General features: G+C 71.8%; 18 protein-coding genes. 8 read left to right on the top strand and 10 right to left on the bottom strand.

Features of this window, described 5'->3' with window-relative positions; translation table 11 throughout:
• Nucleotides 1–538: 538 nt before the first annotated feature.
• Both AB0F91_RS16500 and AB0F91_RS16505 read right to left on the bottom strand, forming a co-directional pair.
• On the bottom strand, nucleotides 539–1,909 hold the full coding sequence (locus AB0F91_RS16500; RefSeq protein WP_360598376.1) for an SWIM zinc finger family protein: 1,371 nt from the start codon (nucleotides 1,907–1,909) through the stop codon (nucleotides 539–541).
• 161 nt (nucleotides 1,910–2,070) lie between these two features.
• Nucleotides 2,071–3,225 carry an NAD-dependent epimerase/dehydratase family protein gene (locus tag AB0F91_RS16505; protein ID WP_360598377.1) on the bottom strand — a complete coding sequence of 385 codons (1,155 nt, stop codon included), beginning with the start codon at nucleotides 3,223–3,225 and terminating at the stop codon, nucleotides 2,071–2,073.
• A gap of 181 nt (nucleotides 3,226–3,406) precedes the next feature.
• On the opposite strand from AB0F91_RS16505, the gene AB0F91_RS16510 reads away from it, so the two are divergent.
• The gene (locus AB0F91_RS16510; protein ID WP_360598378.1) at nucleotides 3,407–3,913 is read left to right on the top strand and encodes a GtrA family protein; all 507 of its coding nucleotides are present in this window, start codon (nucleotides 3,407–3,409) and stop codon (nucleotides 3,911–3,913) included.
• Here AB0F91_RS16510 and AB0F91_RS16515 read toward each other — a convergent pair.
• On the bottom strand, nucleotides 3,843–6,017 hold the full coding sequence (locus AB0F91_RS16515; RefSeq protein ID WP_360598379.1) for a glycosyltransferase family 2 protein: 2,175 nt from the start codon (nucleotides 6,015–6,017) through the stop codon (nucleotides 3,843–3,845). The genes AB0F91_RS16510 and AB0F91_RS16515 overlap by 71 nt on opposite strands.
• Complete coding sequence (locus AB0F91_RS16520; protein WP_360598380.1) at nucleotides 6,014–6,958, bottom strand: NAD-dependent epimerase/dehydratase family protein; 945 nt, start codon at nucleotides 6,956–6,958, stop codon at nucleotides 6,014–6,016. Before AB0F91_RS16520 ends, AB0F91_RS16515 begins: the two co-directional genes overlap by 4 nt.
• 266 nt (nucleotides 6,959–7,224) lie before the next feature.
• Here AB0F91_RS16520 and AB0F91_RS16525 point away from each other — a divergent pair, with 266 nt between their 5' ends.
• Genes AB0F91_RS16525 through AB0F91_RS16535 form a run of 3 tightly spaced genes read left to right on the top strand, consistent with a single transcriptional unit; the run spans nucleotide 7,225 to nucleotide 9,372 of the window.
• Nucleotides 7,225–7,698 carry a helix-turn-helix domain-containing protein gene (locus AB0F91_RS16525; protein ID WP_360598381.1) on the top strand — a complete coding sequence of 158 codons (474 nt, stop codon included), beginning with the start codon at nucleotides 7,225–7,227 and terminating at the stop codon, nucleotides 7,696–7,698.
• Between the two features lie 2 nt (nucleotides 7,699–7,700).
• The gene (locus AB0F91_RS16530; RefSeq protein ID WP_360598382.1) at nucleotides 7,701–8,285 is read left to right on the top strand and encodes a hypothetical protein; all 585 of its coding nucleotides are present in this window, start codon (nucleotides 7,701–7,703) and stop codon (nucleotides 8,283–8,285) included.
• Nucleotides 8,286–8,292: 7 nt separating this feature from the next.
• The gene (locus tag AB0F91_RS16535) at nucleotides 8,293–9,372 is read left to right on the top strand and encodes a hypothetical protein (RefSeq protein ID WP_360598383.1); all 1,080 of its coding nucleotides are present in this window, start codon (nucleotides 8,293–8,295) and stop codon (nucleotides 9,370–9,372) included.
• On the opposite strand, the gene AB0F91_RS16540 is transcribed toward AB0F91_RS16535, so the two are convergent.
• From AB0F91_RS16540 to AB0F91_RS16550, 3 genes are all read right to left on the bottom strand, one after another.
• The gene (locus AB0F91_RS16540) at nucleotides 9,314–9,835 is read right to left on the bottom strand and encodes a 2'-5' RNA ligase family protein (protein ID WP_360598384.1); all 522 of its coding nucleotides are present in this window, start codon (nucleotides 9,833–9,835) and stop codon (nucleotides 9,314–9,316) included. The two genes, AB0F91_RS16535 and AB0F91_RS16540, sit on opposite strands and share 59 nt — an antisense overlap.
• Before the next feature lie 324 nt (nucleotides 9,836–10,159).
• Entirely contained in the window at nucleotides 10,160–10,576 is a 417-nt protein-coding gene (locus tag AB0F91_RS16545; RefSeq protein WP_360598385.1) for a nucleoside deaminase, read from the bottom strand.
• Nucleotides 10,573–11,430, bottom strand: coding sequence for an LLM class flavin-dependent oxidoreductase (locus AB0F91_RS16550; protein WP_360598386.1), 858 nt, complete (start codon nucleotides 11,428–11,430; stop codon nucleotides 10,573–10,575). Before AB0F91_RS16550 ends, AB0F91_RS16545 begins: the two co-directional genes overlap by 4 nt.
• A gap of 91 nt (nucleotides 11,431–11,521) precedes the next feature.
• Between AB0F91_RS16550 and AB0F91_RS16555 the strand changes: the two genes are divergently transcribed.
• The 4 genes from AB0F91_RS16555 to AB0F91_RS16570 all read left to right on the top strand — a co-directional run bounded on the left by AB0F91_RS16555 (nucleotide 11,522) and on the right by AB0F91_RS16570 (nucleotide 15,214).
• A complete protein-coding gene (locus AB0F91_RS16555; protein WP_360598387.1) occupies nucleotides 11,522–11,857 on the top strand; it encodes an Lrp/AsnC ligand binding domain-containing protein in 336 nt (111 codons plus the stop codon).
• Nucleotides 11,858–11,952: 95 nt separating this feature from the next.
• On the top strand, nucleotides 11,953–12,672 hold the full coding sequence (locus AB0F91_RS16560) for an SRPBCC domain-containing protein (RefSeq protein WP_360598388.1): 720 nt from the start codon (nucleotides 11,953–11,955) through the stop codon (nucleotides 12,670–12,672).
• A 92-nt stretch (nucleotides 12,673–12,764) separates the two neighbouring features.
• Entirely contained in the window at nucleotides 12,765–14,288 is a 1,524-nt protein-coding gene (locus AB0F91_RS16565) for a CehA/McbA family metallohydrolase (RefSeq protein ID WP_360598389.1), read from the top strand.
• Between the two features lie 92 nt (nucleotides 14,289–14,380).
• Complete coding sequence (locus AB0F91_RS16570; RefSeq protein WP_360598390.1) at nucleotides 14,381–15,214, top strand: hypothetical protein; 834 nt, start codon at nucleotides 14,381–14,383, stop codon at nucleotides 15,212–15,214.
• Nucleotides 15,215–15,235: 21 nt separating this feature from the next.
• Here the strand turns inward: AB0F91_RS16570 and AB0F91_RS16575 are convergent, their stop codons facing one another.
• Genes AB0F91_RS16575 through AB0F91_RS16585 form a run of 3 tightly spaced genes read right to left on the bottom strand, consistent with a single transcriptional unit; the run spans nucleotide 15,236 to nucleotide 17,632 of the window.
• Nucleotides 15,236–16,192, bottom strand: a complete 957-nt coding sequence (locus AB0F91_RS16575; RefSeq protein ID WP_360598391.1) for an SDR family NAD(P)-dependent oxidoreductase — start codon at nucleotides 16,190–16,192, stop codon at nucleotides 15,236–15,238.
• Nucleotides 16,193–16,226: 34 nt separating this feature from the next.
• Complete coding sequence (locus AB0F91_RS16580; protein WP_360598392.1) at nucleotides 16,227–17,003, bottom strand: MFS transporter; 777 nt, start codon at nucleotides 17,001–17,003, stop codon at nucleotides 16,227–16,229.
• Nucleotides 16,946–17,632: an MFS transporter gene (locus AB0F91_RS16585; RefSeq protein WP_360598393.1), complete on the bottom strand. Its 687-nt coding sequence runs from the start codon at nucleotides 17,630–17,632 to the stop codon at nucleotides 16,946–16,948. Before AB0F91_RS16585 ends, AB0F91_RS16580 begins: the two co-directional genes overlap by 58 nt.
• Nucleotides 17,633–17,679 lie beyond the last annotated feature (47 nt).

Genomic DNA, 17,679 nt, shown 5'->3' on the forward strand with positions numbered 1-17,679 from the left:
GTCGGGCGTCCCGAATACTGCTGCGCTTCGGTCGAGGGGGCGCATGTGTGGTGCGTTGCCGACTTCGGCCGATGGGTCGGTCGGGTCCTCGCCCGTTTTTCGGCGCCGCTTGGCGGGTGGAGCTGGGTTTGGGGCGAGGGGGTGGTGGCGTGGTGCGTGGGGGGCTTGGGGTGTTCGGGTGGGCGCGCCGACAACTGTTGGTCGGTCGGGCGTACCGAATACTGCTGCGCTTCGGTCGAGGGGGCGGATGCGTGGTGCGTTGCCGACTTCGGCCGATGGGTCGGTCGCGTCGTCAACCGTTGTCCGGCGCCGCTTGCCGGATGGCGCTGGGCTTGGGTCGAGCGGGTGGTTGCGTGGTGCGTTGTCGGCCCGGGCCGATCGGTCGGGCGCGGCGGCAACAGCCCGCCGGTTGGAGAGCTGGGGCGAAGCCTTGGCGCAGGCGGGGTCGCGCGACGCGAAGGCGGCGCCGCGGGCCGGTGTGGCGCGAGCGGGTTTTCGTGCGGTGCCAAGGTTTCCGGGTTCTCCCACCGTGTCGAGGTCACAGGCGCACCACCCCGTTCGGGTGCCAGCACGTCAGGGGGCGCAGGCCGGCCGGAGTCAGTTCGGCCGCGAGGGTCACCGGGTGTTCGGCGGCGAGGGCCAGCAGGGGCCACGGGTCGACGCCCGGCAGCAGGGGCAGGGCGGCACCGTCCACATCGGACAGGGTCCAGCCGCCGTCGTGACGGGCGGGGGTGAGGCCGGACAGGAGAACGGGCCAGCGGTCGAGCCACGGGTCCACGGCGAGGGCCTCGGCGCACCCCGCCAACGCGTCCGAGACGGTGTCGCCGCGGGGGACCGGGGTCGGCACGGCCTCGGTGCGATCGGCGACGAGCGCGCGCAAGGGCAGCGCACCCGGGTGGAAGGCCAGTTCGCCCGGCACGACGTAGCCGGGAGGCAGGGAGTTGTCCAACGGGCGCCCGGGCGGGGCGAAGGACAGGACCAGCGCCACACGCCCCGAATGCCGGCCGCGCAGCCACGTGCGCCGGGTGCGGAGGTTGTCCTGTTCGTCGTCGACCGCGCCGGTCACGAGCCACTGGTCGGCGACGCGTTCGCCCGACTCCAGCACCTGCGCGGTGCCCGCCGAGAACCCCAGGCGCGTGCGCACGGTTTCGGCCAGCGCCGAAGGCAGCTCGTCCAGGCGAAGCGCCGCGCCCGCCAGTACGTACAGCAGCGAGAGCTCGGCCAGCAGATCACCCGGCCAGTCGCGGCCGCGCCCGACGAGGCCGGCCGCGCGCCGCAGACCGCCCGCCAGGCCCGGTGCTTGGGCGTCGATCATCCGCGCGGCCATCGCGCGCAGCTGCTCGGCACCGCTGCCCTCGAAACCCCTGCCCTCGAAACCCCCGCCTGAGAAACCCCCGCCTGAAAATCCACCGCCCTCGAAGCTCGCGAAACCGGCGCCGACACGGTCGGTGAGCCAGCCGCGCAGCTCGGCCGCGCCCGCGGTGACGCGCGCGAGCCGCTCCTGCGCGCGTTTCGCCGCGGCTTCCAGGTCCTTCGGCGCGTCCGGCTTGCGTTCCGCGCGGGAAGCCCGCGCCTCTCGTTCGGCAAGCCACGTGGCGACGTCGGGCTCCTCGGCAGAGAAAGGCACCTGCTCCGCCGACCACAGCAGCAACAACCCCAGCGCGTGCTTGCACGGGAACTTCCGCGACGGGCACGTGCACTTGAACGCCGGCCCCGCCAGCTCGACCACCGTGCGGTACGGCTTCGCGCCACTGCCCTGGCACGAACCCCACACCGCCCGCGCCGAAGCGCCGGTGCCCGACCACTTCGCCGGTACCGCGAGCCCGCGCCCGGCCTTGGCCGACGCCGGGTCCGGCGCGAGCCCGGCGACCTGCTCGCGACTCCAGCGCGCTGCCACCTGTTCGGCCACGTTTCCCTTGCCGCTCCGTGTTTCCCATCCCCGTGAGGGGCTGACCGGAGAAGCATCTCATCCGCCACCGACAGTTTCCGACCCCTGCCGGGCCGCGATGAAAAACGCCGGACCGCGCAACGGCGATCCGGCGTTTCAGCGTGCCAAAGCGGCGAACGGGGTCAGGACTTGACCGCACCCCGCCAGCGGACGGTCGGGCGCATGCGCTCGTCGTTCACGCGGTGCTTGTTCGAACCGACGATGTCGAACAACGACTCGATCAGCGTGTCGGACAGCAGGTGCGGCTGCAGACCCAGCTCCACCAGCCCGGTGTGCTTCACGTTGTAGTAGTGCTCGGCCTGCTCCACACGCGGGTTGTCCAGGTTCTCGATCTGGACCGGGCCGGGGAAGGTGTTCGCCACGATCTCCGCGATCTGGGCGACCGAGTAGCTCTCGGTCATCTGGTTGAACACGCGGAATTCCCCGCGGTCGGCCGGGTTCTCCACGGCGAGCCGGATGCACTCCACGGTGTCGCGGATGTCGAGCAGGCCACGGGTCTGCCCGCCCTTGCCGTAGACGGTCAGCGGCTGACCCAGCACGGCCTGGATCACGAAGCGGTTCAGCACGGTGCCGAACACCGCGTCGTAGTCGAACCGGGTCGCCAGGCGCGGGTCGAGCGCGGTCTGCGCCGTCTGCTGGCCGTACACGACACCCTGGTTGAGGTCGGTGGCGCGCAGGTCCCAGATGCGGCACGCGAACTCGATGTTGTGGGAGTCGTGCACCTTCGACAAGTGGTAGAAGGAGCCCGGCTTCTTCGGGTAGAGCATGCGGTCCTTGCGGCCGTTGTGCTCGACCTCGAGCCAGCCCTCTTCGATGTCGATGTTGGGCGTGCCGTATTCGCCCATCGTGCCGAGTTTCACCAGGTGGATGTCCGGGTTGATCTCGGCGATCGCGTAGAGCACGTTCAGGTTGCCGACGACGTTGTTCTGCTGCGTGTAGACGGCGTGCTCGCGGTCGATCATCGAGTACGGCGCGGACCGCTGCTCGGCGAAGTGGACGATCGAATCGGGAGCGAAGTCGCGCACGGCCGAATAGGTGAACTCGGCGTCGCACAGGTCGCCCTCGAACAGAGCGATCTTCTTGCCCGACACCTCCTCCCACGCCGCGATGCGCGCGGGCAGGTCTTCGATGGGGACGAGACTCTCGGCTTCGAGCTCCACGTCGTACTTGCGGCGGGCGTAGTTGTCCAGAACAGCCACTTCGTGGCCTTTGTCCGACAAGTGCAATGCCGTGGGCCAGCCGAGGTAGCCGTCACCGCCGAGAACCAGCACTCGCATTGAAGAGCCTTTCCGTATCGTTTACGCGACAAGCACGCTGATTCCTCTTTGTACATGACGCCTTGAACACGTCCGAACCTATCGACCAAGTGCTGATGATCACCTGGCAGGCAGCTGTGAATCTTCTGTGCGTCGGGGGGCCGGACGGCAGGCCGATCGGCCCGAGGGGAGACTGGGGGACATGACGACGGTAACCAACCCGGTGGAGCCTCGCACGACGGAGGATTCACCCCGGCCCCGGCGTCGCCTCGCCGGCAGGTTCTTCCGCGCGGCCACCAGTTCGGTCGCGGCGACGTTGCTCAGCCAGGCGGCGTTGCTCACGGTGCTCGCGGTCGGCGGCGCTCCGTGGCTGGCCAGCGTGTTCGCGTTCGCCGCGGGCGCGGTGCTGAATTTCTTCCTCACCCGCCGCTGGGTCTGGGGCCGGCGCGGCAAGCCAGCCGTCGGGCGCGAGCTGCTGCCCTACGTCGTCGTCATCTCGCTCGGCGGGCTCGCCTCCGTCGGGCTCACCACGCTCACCGGGCATCTGCTCGCGCCGCTCGACCTGCCGCACGCGTGGTGGGTCATTCTCATCGACGGTGCGTACGTGCTCAGTTACGCTTTGGTTTTCGTGGTGAAGTTCACGATGCTCGACCGCTTCGTGTTCGCCCGCGGCGCAGCACGTACCCCCGCCACCACGTCCCCGTCATGACCCGCGCGTAGTTCGCGCCGTAGACGACACTGCCGCCCTTCTTGCTCTTGCCGGCCTTGCGCAGCCGCATGCTCATCGGCCGTTCCAGCACCCGGGCGCCGCGCGCGGTGACTCCCAGCAGCAGTTCCGAAGACTGGTACTGCGGCTCGTTGAGCGGAACCGCGCACGCGAGCTCCGCGCGCATCGACCGGAAACCGAAGGACGTGTCGGTGATCTTCCGCCACGTCAGCGCCGAAGCGAGCCACGCGAACACGCGCACGCCGAGCCAGCGCATGCGGCTGTCGGCCTCTTCGTGGCCCAGCCGCCGCGATCCGGTGACGAAGTCGGCGGTGTCGTCGAGCAGTGGTGCGACCAGTTCCGCCATTTCGCTGTTGTCGTACTGGCCGTCGCCGTCGGTCGTCACGACATAGCGCGCGCCGCGTTCGGCCGCGATTCGGTAACCGAGACGCAAAGCCGCGCCCTGTCCCCGGTTCGTCGGTGCGACGCACACGTAGGCGCCGTGTTCCTCGGCGACGGCGGCGGTGTCGTCGCTGCCGCCGTCGACGACCACGAGCACGTCCACCGGCAGGCCGAGGCACTCGTCGGGCATCTTCTCGAGCACCTGGCCGATTCCGCCGGCCTCGTTGTAGGCGGCGATCACCACGGTCAGCTCCGACAGCTTCGCGCCCGGGTGCCGGTCGTCGAAGTCCTTGACCGCGCCCACATCCACGGAGTCCGGGTACGCAGCGAGGCGCCGCCGGCTCGCGGCCGTGAGCGTGGTGAAGCCCAGCGCGCCCGCGACGGGCAGCAGCACGAGCGCCGGAAGCTGGTAGCGCCAGGAGAATTCGAACACCGCCGACGCGAACAGGAGGAACAGCCCGGAACCCGCGGCGAGCAGCGCGCCGCTGCGGGCCTTGTCGCGCGGTTTCTTGCGGCGCAGCAAAGTGAGCAGGCCGAGCAGGGCGAAGAACCCGAGCACGGCGCCGGGCACGAAGCCGCCGTTGATCTGGTAGTCGCGCAGGAAGGTCGCGATCGGCTCGTTCACGCTCGGGTTCACGCCGTCGTACTGCTGCGTGATCATCGCGATGTCGGCCGGCTCGTTCCACTCCGGGTAGGTCTGCTGGAACTGCCAGCGGTCGATCGGCACGTCGTTGATCGCCGTGCTGCGCGTGAACCGGAAGCTCTTGGAGAAGTCGCTCAGGATCGCCTTCGCGACGTCCCACCACTGGACCTTGAGCACGTCGATGGAGAACTCGTGCGCCAGCGCGGCCCGGTCGGCGCCCGGCGGCAATGGGCCCGGCCACGCCGGGTCGAGGTCGGCGTGCGTGTAGTTGTCCACCAGGCGCGTGGACACGTCTTCGGTGGGGCAGAACACCTGCACCTCGGGCGCCAGGTGCAGGTTCGGGCAGTCGGCGACGGCGGCGGTGCGCCCGTAGAGCATGCTGCCCGAGGGTCCGGTGAGCCCCCATTTTCCGGTCTGCGCCTTGACTTCCGCGGCGTAGGGCACGATCACGACGAGCATCGCCAGCACGCCGATGCCGGCGTTGCGCCAGCCGCGCCACGTCCGCCAGGCGCTGCCGGCGCTGAGCACGTACAGCAGGAACGGCACCGCGAGCGCCGCGCCGATCAGCCGCACCAGTACGGCGAACCCGACCACGAGACCCGTGAGCGCGATCCGCCGCCAGTTCGGCGCGCCCTTCGCCAGCAGGAGCCACAACAGCCCCAGCAGCAACGCTTCGAACAGCACCTCGGACATGATGTTCTGCTCGATCTGCAGCTGGTAAGCGTCCAGCAGCAGCGGCGCCGTCGCGAGCGCCGAGACCCAGCGGCGCGCGCCGAGCCGGCGGGCCAGCGCGTAGATCCCCACCGCGATCGCCAGCCCGCCCACGTGCTGCACGGCCGCGACCCACGACAGCCCGCCGACCGCCAGCAGCGGCCGCAGGATCAGGTCGTAGCCGATCGGGTTGAGCTGGTCGGCGCGCAGCGCGTGGAGGTTGTCCAGATACCGGTACGAGTCGATGTACAGCAGCGCCGGCCGGTAGGCCACCCACGTGAGCACGCGCAGGACGGTGCCCGCGACGAGCAGGAGGAGCAGGAAGGCGTGGCGGCGGAGGAACAGGCTCACGGGGTCGCTTTCAGGTCCAGTTCCGAGAAGTACTTCCAAGCGGTGGCGAGGCCGTCGGCGAGCGAGATCGCCGGGGTGAAACCGATGGTCGCGGCGCTGGCGGACACGTCGACGACGACCGCGGGCATCTCGCCCTTCGGCGCGGCCACGTGCTCCACGGGCAGCTCGGCGCCCGTCACGTCGCGCACGGTCTGGACCATCTCCAGCACCGACACCGAGTGGCCGGCGCCGACGATGGCGCGGCCGCTGTAGCCGCTTTCGAGCGCGAGCGCGATGGCGCGCACCACGTCGTCCACGTGCACGAGGTCGCGGCGCTGCTCGCCCGTGCCGTACACGCGCACGCCCTCGCCCGCCATCGCGGCGCGCATCATGCGCGGCACGAAGCTGTCCTTGTGCGACATGCCGGGGCCGTAGACGTTGGTGAACCGCAAGGCGCACGTCGTCATGCCGTACGCGCCGGTGTAGCCCGAGAGCAGCATCTCGCACGCGGCCTTCGTGGCGCCGTAGGGCGTGAGGGGCCGCGTGGGCAGGTCCACGGTGATGGTCGACGTGCCGACGTCACCGATCACGGCGTTGGTGGAGGCGAGCACGAAGGTCTGCACCCCGCGTTCGCGCGCGAGCTCCAGCAGCCCGTGGGTCACGGCGACGTTCTCGGTGAACGTGTCGTCGGGCAGCTCCACCGACTTCAGCACCGACGTGAGCGCCGCGAGGTGGACGATGGCGCCCGTACCCGGAGTGACGGCGGCTTCGCGGGTTTCGGCGTCGCGCAGATCGCCGGTGACCACGCGCACGCCCTCGTCTTCGGTGACGTACGGGACCCGGTCCACGACGGTGACGGGATAGCCGCGATCGCGCAACTCGCGCACCGCCGCGCGGCCGATGAAGCCGCTGCCCCCGGTGACGACGACGGATGTCCTTTCAGGACCGTTCTCCAGCACCATGGCGCACAACCTACCTCCGCAGCCTGTGAGCCAGGACAGCGGACGAGCGCGGCCGGACTGATCGGTCCCGGATGTCCGGTAGGTCCGGTAGGTCCGCCCACTCCCGGCGCCCGCGTGCGGCCACCCCCAGTGACCACACGCGAGCGCCCGTCTCGTTTTCGCGACATCCCTTGCGCGGGAGTGTAGCGATCACGGGACTGGTGGTGTCAAGTTTTCGTGACAGCTATGCTTCCCGTCGTCACGAGTGGAGGACGGTTGGGGGGCTGATGACCGGGACGCCGGACACCGGGGACACGGCGAATGGTCCCGACGAGGAGACCAGCTTCGCCGAACGGCTCGCGCGCTTGATCGCGACAGTGCACCCGCCGGATCGCAAGCCCTACTCCTACCGCGAGATCGCACAGGGGGTGGCGGAGCTCACCGGGGTGAGCGTGTCGGCCACCCACGTGCAGCAGCTCGCCGTCGGGGCGCGGCGCGACCCGAAGCGCTCGCACATCCAGGCGCTGGCGCGGTTCTTCGGCGTGCCGGTCACCTACTTCTTCGACGACGACGTGGCCGACCGGGTCGACGGGCAGATCGCCGACGTCGTCGCGTGGCGCGACACCGGGGCCCGCGACCTCGCACAGCGCGCGATGCGGCTCTCCCCGCGCGACCGCGACACCGTGTCGGCGCTGGTGGACCAGCTGAACAGCTACGACGCCCGGCGCGAGCGCTCCCGCCGCGGACGCAAGCCCGAGTAGCTATGCTGATCACCGCCGGGGCGCCGCGGTGCACCCGGCTGGTCCAGCCGCCGAGCGCACCCGGAGGGGTCATCGACCCGAGCCTGAGAGCGCGCGCCCGCACCCGAGTGCGCGAGCTGCTGCGCGTCGTGCCGCCACCGCGCCCGTGGTCGATGAACGCGTGGGTGGACGAGCTGGAACGCCGCCGCGGCCGCGACATCGACTTGGTGGCGGTGGAGTACGAGCCGGGCCGGCCCTCGGGCGCCTGGCAGCGGCGCACGGATTACGACCTCATCGCCTACACGGCCGGCACGTCGCCGTTGCACCAGGACCATATCATCGCCCACGAGCTCGCGCATCTGCTGTGCGAGCACAGCGGGGCCTGCGTGATGTCCGATGCGGAAGCCGCGGCGCTGGCGCCCGACCTCAGTTCCCACACGCTTTCGCACCTGCTCACGCGCGTGACGACCGACGTCGACGAGTACGAGGCCGAGCTCATCGCGGTGCTGCTGATGAGCGCGGCGACGGCCGAGGGCGAACCGCTCCGGCCCGGTGCGTCCGGGCGCTCGGCCGATCGCGCGCGGCGGCTCGCGTCGCTGCTCGGGTAGCGGCCGGATGATCGACGCGCTGTTCTTCGGGGTCGGGCTCGTCGCCGTGGCCGCCGGGACGTGGCGCGCCGTGCGGGTGCGGCGCACCGGTGCGGGCGCCGGGCTGGCCACGAGCCTGATCGCGCTCGGCCTCGCGTTGTGCTTGCTGGCCGACAGCGCGCAGGCGATCGAAAGCCGGATTTACCCGAGCCTCGGGCGGCTGTTGTCGAACCTCGCGACGATGGTGGCCGCGTACGGCATCGAGATCACCGTCGCCGAGATCGGGGGCGTGGCGGGGAAACGGCGCCGCAGCCGGCTCGCCGCGCTCGTGGTCGCGCTCGTCGTACTCGTGGTGGCGTTCTTCTCGACCCGCGGGCTGCCCGTGGGCGTCGGCCTGTTCGACGAGCTGTACCGGACCAACCCGACGCTGGTCGCCTACGTCTTGGTCTACACGCTCTACCTCGGGTTCGCGGTGGTGGACATCGCGATCGTGTCGGCGGGCGCGGTCCGGGCGGGCACCGGCGCGTTGCGGGTGGGACTCGGGGTGCTGCTCGTGGCGTGCGGGTTCGCGCTGGCCTACCTCGCGGGCAAGATCGTGGACCTCGTCGCCGACGTGACCGCCGAGCACCCGGTCGCCGTGGTCTGCCGCGGCGCGTTCTCGACGGTCGACTGCGCGCTGGCCGTGGGTTTCCCGGCGATCTCGGTGCTGCTGATCGTGGTCGGCCTGACCGTGCCCGCGATCCCCGCGGCCGCGCGCGCGGCGCGCGATGCGCGGACGCGGGCCGAGCTGCGCCCGCTGCGCGAGCACCTCGCCCGGCGGTTTCCCGACGTCGTCCGTCTCGGCCGCGCGGGCGCGACCGGGCGCGAACGGCTGCTGACGGTGCTGAGCGAGATCAACGACGGTCTGCTGCTCGCCGGCATCCCGCCGTCGGCTCCGCCCGAGGCGGCCGCCGGCCTGCTGCGGCGGGGCGGCGGTGACGCGGTGGCGGGTCCGGCCGGCGACGTCGAGGGCGACACCGCGTTCGCGGCCGACGTCGCGCGGCTGCGGGCTATCGCGCGGGCGCTGCGAGCGGAGCCGTCAGCCGGAGCTGCCAGCCCTCTTCGGTGAGCACGACCAGGTGCAATGCCTCGGCGCGCGCGGTCAGCGGCAGAAGCCGCTCCACGCGCCGCGTCACCTCGGTGTTCTGCTCGTCGCTGCCGCCCATCGCGATCGTGAGGTGGGCCGGGGGGTGCGGCCCGAAGCGGCCGCCGTACGGCCGGACGCCGGGCCAGCGGTCGCACGCGGCGTCGGCGAGCGGCTGCAGCGCCGGGGCCGCCGCGGCGACGAACCCGGGGGCGACCACCACGTCGCCCAGCGCGACGTCGACCGCTTCGTGGGCGGCCGCCAGCGCGGTCACGGCGGCGTCGACCTCGGCCGTGAGCTCGGCGGCAGGCAGGAACGGGTAGAGCGCCGTGACGTGCGGGGGCATGCCGGGACGCACCAGCGTGGCGCTGATCGCGGCGGCGGCCTCGAGCAGGTGGCTCGCGGCGGGGAGCTCGACGACGAGGGCACTGGTTCCGGGAGCGGGCACGCGGTGATCTTCCCGTACCCGCGCCGTATCGGGAAATTGAGGCTTGCCTACGTTTCCGGGTGTGCCCGAATGGGAACCCTAAGTCTTTCCCAAGTTTTCCGCTGCATTGTGGGCCGGGCCCTACACTCGGTGAATGAAGATCGTCCTATGGACCGCATTGTGCGGATTGTGTGCCCTCGCCGGCCACGTGCTCCTGGGCGTCGTGGCTGTTTCCCTGCTCCTGGCCTGCGTTCCCGTGCGCCGGGAAGTCGGCCGGGGAGCCGGAGAAAGAGAATTGATCACCACCTGCGGCTGATATTCGCCGGGTCGCCGCGCAATTGCAATTCAGTGGTAATAACCGTCCACGGGCAGGCGGGCTTCGTCGAACAACGCGGGGCCCCGCAGTTCGAAACTCGCGCCGGGCGCGGGTGGTTTCAGGGTGGCCAGCTGTTGCGTGGACAGGGCGAAGACCACCCGGCCGAGTCCTGCGCGTTCGATGGCGCCCGTGCACATCCCGCACGGCTGGCAGCTGGTGTACATCGTCGTCAGCGCGGCCGTCTCGGGGCTGAGCTCGCGCGCGGCCCAGCGCGCGAGCTTCAGCTCGGGGTGCGCGGTGATGTCCCGGTCCGTGAGCGACGTGTTCCACTCCTCGACGAGCACCTTGCCCTCGGCGGTGGCGAGCAGCGAGCCGAACGGCGGGTTCCCGCTGGCCCGCGCCGTGGCTGCGAGCTCGATCGCACGGCGGAGCAGGGCCTCGGTCATCGTGGTCCCCTTTCGAGGGAGTGCTGCTTCCAGGCGTCCGCGACGGCCGCGAGCGCCCGCCAGGCCGCCGAGGGCCGCCGGGTCTCTTCAGGGTCGCCCGAGAACGGGTCGAACACCACGTCTTCGGCGCCGAGCCGCCGAAGTTCCTCCAGATCGCCCACGATCTGCTCCAGCGTGCCCTCGCCCGCGAGCCGGTCGGTGGGCGGCGCGTCGGTGAGCCGCAGGACGATCCGCGGCGCGAACCCGGGCACCGGTCTGCCCTCGGCGCCGGCGAGGTCCCGCAGCCGGCCGAGCGCGTCGCGGACCCACGGCAGCCGGAAGCGCAGCGGGTGCCACGCGTCGCCGAAGCGCACCGAACGGCGCAGGGCGGCGTCACTGCCGCCGCCGATCCACACGGGCACCCGGCCCGCCCGGTAGTCGTCCTCGTCGGCCCACGCGGCGCGGATGGTAGCCAGGTGCGCGTCGGTCAGCGCGCCGCGGCGGTCGAACGGCACGCCGAGCGCCGCGTACTCCTCGCGCGCCCAGCCGACGCCCACGCCGAGCACGAACCGGCCGCCGCTGAGGTCGGCGAGGTTCGCGGCCATGCGCGCGGTGAGCAGCGGGTGCCGGTAGGGGAGGATCAGCACGGTGGTGCCCAGCCCCACGTCCGTCGTCGCGCCCGCCAGCCACGACAACGTGGTGAACGGCTCGTAGAACGGCGCGGGGTACTGCGCCGCCACGTCGGGCGTGATGGCGACGTGGTCGGACACCATCAGCAGGTCGTAACCGAGCCCTTCGCCGGTTTGCGCCCACGCGCGCAACACGCCGGGGTCGGCGCCGGGGCCGAAGTTCGGGATGTTCACGCCGAGTCGCACGCCACCAACGCTATCCGCGCGGACCGGACCGGTGAAGGAATCTTGTCCGGCATATCGGCTGATGGCCGTGGATCTGCCGGTAGAGTGCGGGATGGCTGAGGCTCTCGACGACACCGACTGGGCGATCCTCGCGGCGCTGCAGCAGAACGGCCGGCTCGCGCTCACCGAGCTGGGCAAGCGGGCCGTGGTGCGGCTGAAGTTCCCCGGCAACCGCCACGAGCCGCTGCACCGGCTGCTGGCCGAACGCACCGAGCTGCTCGAATGCCTGCGCACCACCGGCGACGACTGCTACACGCTCAAGGTCGCCGCCACGTCCAGGGCGCACCTCGAGCAGCTCATGGGGGAGTTGGCGCGGTTCGGCAGCACGACCACGAACGTCGTCTACGGCCAGACGCTGCCGTACCGGGGGCCGCGCAAACCCGCCTGAAGAATTTCCCTGCCGATTTGTCGAAGCGCGTCCGCCCCCTCCGACGCGTCCGTGAAGGGGCGCACCGCGCGTCCCCTCGGAGCGAAGGAGACGACATGGGCACCGAGATCGACGTCCGGTGGGAAGGCGTGCTGGCGGGGACGCCGGAGCAGGTGTGGGACGCGTTCACCGCGCACGCCAGCGGCTGGCTGTGGGAGATCGCCTACGAGCCGCGCCCCGGCGGCGCCGAGCGCGGCCTGACGTCGACCGGCGGCACCGTCGTCGAGTGGGACCCGGCGCGGCGGTTCGTTACGCGCGCCGACTCCGCCGACGGGTGGTTCAACCAGCTCGACTACGACCTCGAGCCCCGCGGAGCCGGCACGCTGCTGCGCTACCGGCACCGCTCCGTGCTCGGCGAGGACCACGACGTGCAGCTCGACTCCTGCCTGCACCACACGAAGTTCTACTACCACTCGCTCACTGAGTACGTCCGCCACTTCGCGGGCCGCGACGCGACGTACGTGTCGGCAGGCGCGCCGGAGTCCTCGGCCGACGGCGGGTTCGCGGCGGTGTGCGACGCGCTCGGTGTGGGCGACGCGGCCGTCGGCGACCGGGTCGTGGCCGCGGGACCGACGCCGATCGAGGGCGTCGTCGACTACCGCACCGATCGCTTCCTCGGCATCCGGACGGCCGGCGCGCTCTACCGCGTCTACGGCCGCGACGCGTGGGGCCGGCCGGTCGCCGTGGCGGCGCACGTCTTCGGCGGCCCGGCGGACCCGGAAGCGGCCTGGACCACTTGGCTGGCCGGAGTGTTTCCCGCAGGAACGGACGAATAGCACGGGTCGCCGAGTGTTCACCCGCGCGTCGTTGATGGCGGCGCTCGGCCTCGCCTAGCGTCGGGCCGTCTTCGACCTATGCGGAGGAACGCATGTCCACTGGGGATCTGAGCCGGCGTAACTTGTTGCGCGTGAGTGGTGTCGTGGCGGCCGGAGCGGCGATGGGCATGCTGCCCGGCGTCGCGTTCGCGGCTCCCGCGCCGGGCACGGCGCAGCAGACCAAGACGGTCACGGGCACGTTCAAGCCTGACGTGCCTGATTGGTACTACCTGCCCGTCGACGTGCCCCGCGGGGTCAAGCAGATCGATGTCGTCTACTCCTACGACCGGCCGGGCGTGCCCGCAGGAGTGCGCGGAAACGCCTGTGACATCGGCATGTTCGGGCCCGAGGGGCACGACCTCGGCAACACGCGCGGCTTCCGCGGCTGGTCCGGCGGGTTCCGCGACCGCTTCTCGATCAGCGCTTCGGAGGCCACCCCCGGGTACGTCGCCGGCCCGATCAAGCAGGGCCGCTGGCACGTGATCCTCGGCCCGTACACCGTGGCGCCGCAGGGCATGAACTACCGCGTGGACATCACGCTGACGTTCGGCGCGGACGGCAAGCCGTTCAAGCCGAACCCCGCGCCGGAGACGGCGCCGGCCCGCGAGCGCGGCAAGTCCTGGTACCGCGGCGACTGCCACCTGCACACCGTCCACTCCGACGGCAAACGCACGCCGGATCAACTCGTCGCCGACGCCCGCGCCGCCGGGCTCGACTTCATCGTCTCCACCGACCACAACACCAAGAGCTCGCAGCTGATCTGGGGCGACTACGCCACCGATGACCTGCTGATCCTCAACGGCGAAGAGGTCACCACGCGCTCGGGCCACTGGCCCGCGATCGGCCTGCCCGCCGGCACCTGGATCGACTGGCGCTACCGCGCGTCCGACGCGGCGGACTTCCGGCACTTCACCGACCAGGTGCACCGCGCGGGCGGCCTGGTCACCGCGGCGCACCCGTTCGCGAACTGCTTCGGCTGCACGTACGAGTTCGCCTACGAGATCGCCGACCTCGTCGAGGTCTGGAACGGCCCGTGGACCCAGGACGACGAGGCCAGCGTCACGCACTGGGACGGCCTGCTGCGCGGCGGCCGCTGGATCCCCGCGATCGGCGACTCCGACGCCCACAACCCGGACCAGATCGTGGCCCTGCCGCACACGGTGGTGAAGGCGGACAGCCTCCGCCGCGCCGACCTGCTGGCCGGCCTCAAGGCGGGCCGGACGTGGCTGGCCGAGTCGAAGGACGTGAACCTCGTGTTCGGCGCGTCCGGCGGCGGGCGCAGCGCGGGCATCGGCGAGCGGCTCACGGCCGGCACCGGCACCGCGGTCACGGTGAGCGCGACGGTGACCGGCGCGCCGGGCACCACGGTCACGTTTCTCGACCAGCTCGGCACCGAGCACGTCGAGACGGTGCCCGACAGCGGCACCGCCACCGTGACGTGGACGACCTACCCGCGCTACAGCCGGTGGGTGCGCGTGGAGGTGCGGCGTCCGTCGGGCGGGCCGAACACCACCACGCCGAACGCGATGGTCGCCATGTCCAACCCGATCTTCCTGGGTGCCGCCGACGGCGACTGATCCCGGCCCGTCCTCCTTCACCCACACACGGGCCCTACCGGTCCTCCGGGCAGAATTGTCCGAACAGGTTTCGGAGAAGGGCGGGGGGACGGGTGCGCGGATGCGGGGTCAAGGCGGCGATCGCTGCGGTCGTCGTGGTCCTCGTGGCCGTGGTCGTCGTGGTGGTGGTGCTGTCGCGGGGCAGTGACGTCGCGACGCCCGGGTGCACGGTCACGGTGCCGCAGGAGCCGGGTCAGCAGGATCCGACGCAGTACACGCTGAAGCCCGACCAGATGAGCAACGCGGCGACGATCGCCGCGGTGGCTTCGAAGGAAGGGCTGCCGTCGCACGCCGTCACGGTCGCGCTGGCCACGGCGTTGCAGGAGTCGAAGCTGCGCAACCTCAGCGGCGGTGACCGCGACTCGGTCGGCCTGTTCCAGCAGCGGCCGAGCCAGGGCTGGGGTACACCGGCGCAGCTGCAGGACCCGGTCTACGCGGCCACGGCGTTCTACGACAAGCTCGCCAAGCTCTCGGGCTGGGAGTCGATGCCGATCACCCAGGCGGCGCAGGCTGTGCAGCGCTCCGCCGCGCCCGACGCCTACGCCCAGTGGGAACCCGTCGCGCGCGCCGCGGCGAACGCGCTGACCGGCCAGATCCCGGCCGCACTGACCTGCCGCAACATCACCGTCGGCCCGGCCACCGCCGACCTGGTGAAGACCGCCGACGCGGAGCTGGGCACGGCCCGCCTCAGCGGCGCCCACCCGGCCGCGCAGGGCTGGGCCATCAGCACCTGGCTGGTCGCCCGCGCCGCCACGGTGGGCGTCGACAAGGTCACCTTCGCCGGCCAAGCCTGGACGGCCGCGTCGGGTAAGTGGACGGCCGACCCGTCGGTCGGGCAGAACCTGACGCTGCACCAGGTGCCGGCCACCCCGCCCAGCTCGCCCTGACCGTCCACTTCGGCCTTCGGCTCAGCCCGCGAACGCGTCGACCCCGGTCAGCTCCGCGGAAAGCCGCCACAGCCGCGCCGCCGACTCGGGATCGACGGCGTAGGGGGCGACCCCGTTGCCGGTCGTCACCTCGTTGACCTCGGCGACGTCGCAGTCCTCGCAGTACACCCCGCCCAGCTCCGCGAGCTGCGGCGACGTCGCGGCCCACACCTGCGTCGCGGCGCCCTGCTCGGGCGTCTTGAACTTCGCGATCAGGTTGCCCTCCTCGTCGATCCACCCGCGCTCCACCATCTCCTCGCGCGACAGGTGCCGCAGCAGCGGCGTCGCGATCGGCCCGGGGTGCAACGCGAACGCGCGGATGCCGTGCTGCTTCGCCAGGGCGTCCAGCTGCACGGCGAACAAGACGTTGGCGGTCTTGGCCTGGCCGTACGCGACCCACTTGTCGTACTCGCCGGTGGTGAAGTCGAGGTCGTCCCAGCGGATGTCGGAGTAGTGGTGGCCGCGGGAGGAGACGGCGACGATGCGGGCGCCCCGGTGGACGGCGGGCCAGAGGCGGTTGACGAGGGCGAAGTGGCCGAGGTGGTTGGTCGCGAACTGACGTTCCCAGCCGGGGCCGACGCGTTCGAGCGGGTTGGCCATCACACCCGCGCTGCCGATGAACAGGTCGATGCCGCGGCCGGAGGCGAGGAAGCCGTCGGCGAACGCGCGCACGCTGTCGAGGTCGCCGAGGTCGAGCGGGGCGGTCTCCACGTTGTCGAGGCCGGCGAGGGCTTCCGCTGCGGCATCGGGGCGGCGCGCCGGCACGACGACGTGCGCGCCCGCGGCGGTGAGGGCGTGGGTGGTCGCCAGGCCGATGCCCGAGTAGCCACCGGTGACGATCGCCAGCTTGCCAGACAGGTCGATGCCCGCGAGGACCTCCGACGTTGTCGTATCCCAGCCGAACCCCGAGCCGATCTTGTGCTGTTGTGTCACGGTCATGGCTTCGAGGCTAGGAGCTTGAGCGCGCTCCAGGTCAAGTTCGCGTGGCGAGCGTGGGCTCCGGCGCGCTCTCGGGTACGTGGTCCGTGCGCCGCCGGGCGGCGATCGCGAGCCCGGCCAAGGAAGTCGCGATGCCGGTGCTGAGGATCAGCAGCCAGCCGCGCCGGAAGGCCGCGAGGTCCTGCGTGCCGGCGTAGATCGCGACGAGCACGGCCGTGCCGAGCACCGTGCCGACCTGGCGGCTGGTGTTGATCATCGACGACCCCGCGCCCCAGCGGACGGCGGGCAGGACCGTCGCGACGATGCCGGAGACGCTCGGCATGGTGAGGCCCACGCCGGCGCCGGTCAGGAGCTGGCCGGGCAGCATCGCCGTCAGGTACGCCGGTTCGGACCCCATGCGCAGCAGCCACACCGTCACGCCGAGCGCCATGGCCAAGCCGCCGGCCGCGATCACCGGCCCGGGGCCCGTGCGGTGCGCGAGCCGGCCCGCGAGCTGCGACATGGGCACGACCACGAGCGGGCCGGGCGCCAGCGACAGGCCTGCCACGAGGATCGAGTCGTGCCACTGCGACGTCAGGAACAGCACGTTGCCGAACAGCATCGCGCCGAAGCCCGCCGAGTACACGGCGACCGCGAGGCACGCCAGCCACAGCGTCGGCACGCGCAGCGCCGGCAGGTCGAGCACCGGCACGGCGTGCCGCGCCGAGCGCCACGGGACCCACGCCAGCGCCACCGCGGCGACGGCGAACGCGATCAGCACGGCCGGTGAACCCCAGCCGCGGTCGGGCGCCTCGACCAGTGCGTACGCCACGCCCCGACGCCGACGAGCAGGCCGAGCGCGCCGAGGAAGTCGGGGACACCGGTGGTGCCGTCGCGCGTCTCGCGCAGCACCCGCGGGCCGAACACCAGCGTGAGCACCCCGATCGGCAGGTTCACCAGGAACACCCAGCGCCACGACGCTTCCACCAGCAGGCCGCCGACGGGCGGGCCGAACGCCGCCGCCACCGCGCCGATCGACGCCCACACCCCGACCGCCATCGACCGCCGGTGGGGCGGGAACGCGGTGAGCAGCAGGGCCAGCGCGGTCGGCATCACCAGCGCCGCGCCCACCGCCTGCAGCGCGCGGAACGCCACGAGCAGCTCGATCGAGGTCGCCGCCGCGCACGCGGCCGAAGCCAGGGTGAACACCGCGACACCGGAGAGGAACAGCCGCCGGCGGCCGTAGCGGTCGGCGAGCCGGCCCGCCGGGGCGAGGAAGGCGGCGAAGAGCACGGTGTAGCCGTTGAGCACCCACGACGTCGTCGCGAGATCGGCGCCGGTGAAGGCCACGCGGATGGCCGGGAACGCGACCGTGACGATGAACAGGTCGAGGCTCGCCAGGAACGTCGCGGCCGAGACCACGAGCAGGACCGCGCCGGGACGGACCGGGGCTGGGGACATGAACGGGGCTCCCGTCGGCTCGGTTGGCAAAAACAACCTAGCTGGCG

The sequence above is a fragment of the Amycolatopsis sp. NPDC023774 genome (assembly GCF_040639695.1).
Lineage (GTDB): Bacteria > Actinomycetota > Actinomycetes > Mycobacteriales > Pseudonocardiaceae > Amycolatopsis.

Coding starts and splice junctions, on each gene's coding strand:
- AB0F91_RS16520 (WP_360598380.1), bottom strand. CDS start 6,958: ATGGTGCTGGAGAACGGTCCTGAAAGGACATCCGTCGTCGTCACCGGG.
- AB0F91_RS16545 (WP_360598385.1), bottom strand. CDS start 10,576: ATGACCGAGGCCCTGCTCCGCCGTGCGATCGAGCTCGCAGCCACGGCG.
- AB0F91_RS16535 (WP_360598383.1), top strand. CDS start 8,293: ATGATCGACGCGCTGTTCTTCGGGGTCGGGCTCGTCGCCGTGGCCGCC.
- AB0F91_RS16565 (WP_360598389.1), top strand. CDS start 12,765: ATGTCCACTGGGGATCTGAGCCGGCGTAACTTGTTGCGCGTGAGTGGT.
- AB0F91_RS16585 (WP_360598393.1), bottom strand. CDS start 17,632: ATGTCCCCAGCCCCGGTCCGTCCCGGCGCGGTCCTGCTCGTGGTCTCG.
- AB0F91_RS16560 (WP_360598388.1), top strand. CDS start 11,953: ATGGGCACCGAGATCGACGTCCGGTGGGAAGGCGTGCTGGCGGGGACG.
- AB0F91_RS16510 (WP_360598378.1), top strand. CDS start 3,407: ATGACGACGGTAACCAACCCGGTGGAGCCTCGCACGACGGAGGATTCA.
- AB0F91_RS16530 (WP_360598382.1), top strand. CDS start 7,701: ATGCTGATCACCGCCGGGGCGCCGCGGTGCACCCGGCTGGTCCAGCCG.
- AB0F91_RS16505 (WP_360598377.1), bottom strand. CDS start 3,225: ATGCGAGTGCTGGTTCTCGGCGGTGACGGCTACCTCGGCTGGCCCACG.
- AB0F91_RS16525 (WP_360598381.1), top strand. CDS start 7,225: ATGACCGGGACGCCGGACACCGGGGACACGGCGAATGGTCCCGACGAG.
- AB0F91_RS16575 (WP_360598391.1), bottom strand. CDS start 16,192: ATGACCGTGACACAACAGCACAAGATCGGCTCGGGGTTCGGCTGGGAT.
- AB0F91_RS16555 (WP_360598387.1), top strand. CDS start 11,522: ATGGCTGAGGCTCTCGACGACACCGACTGGGCGATCCTCGCGGCGCTG.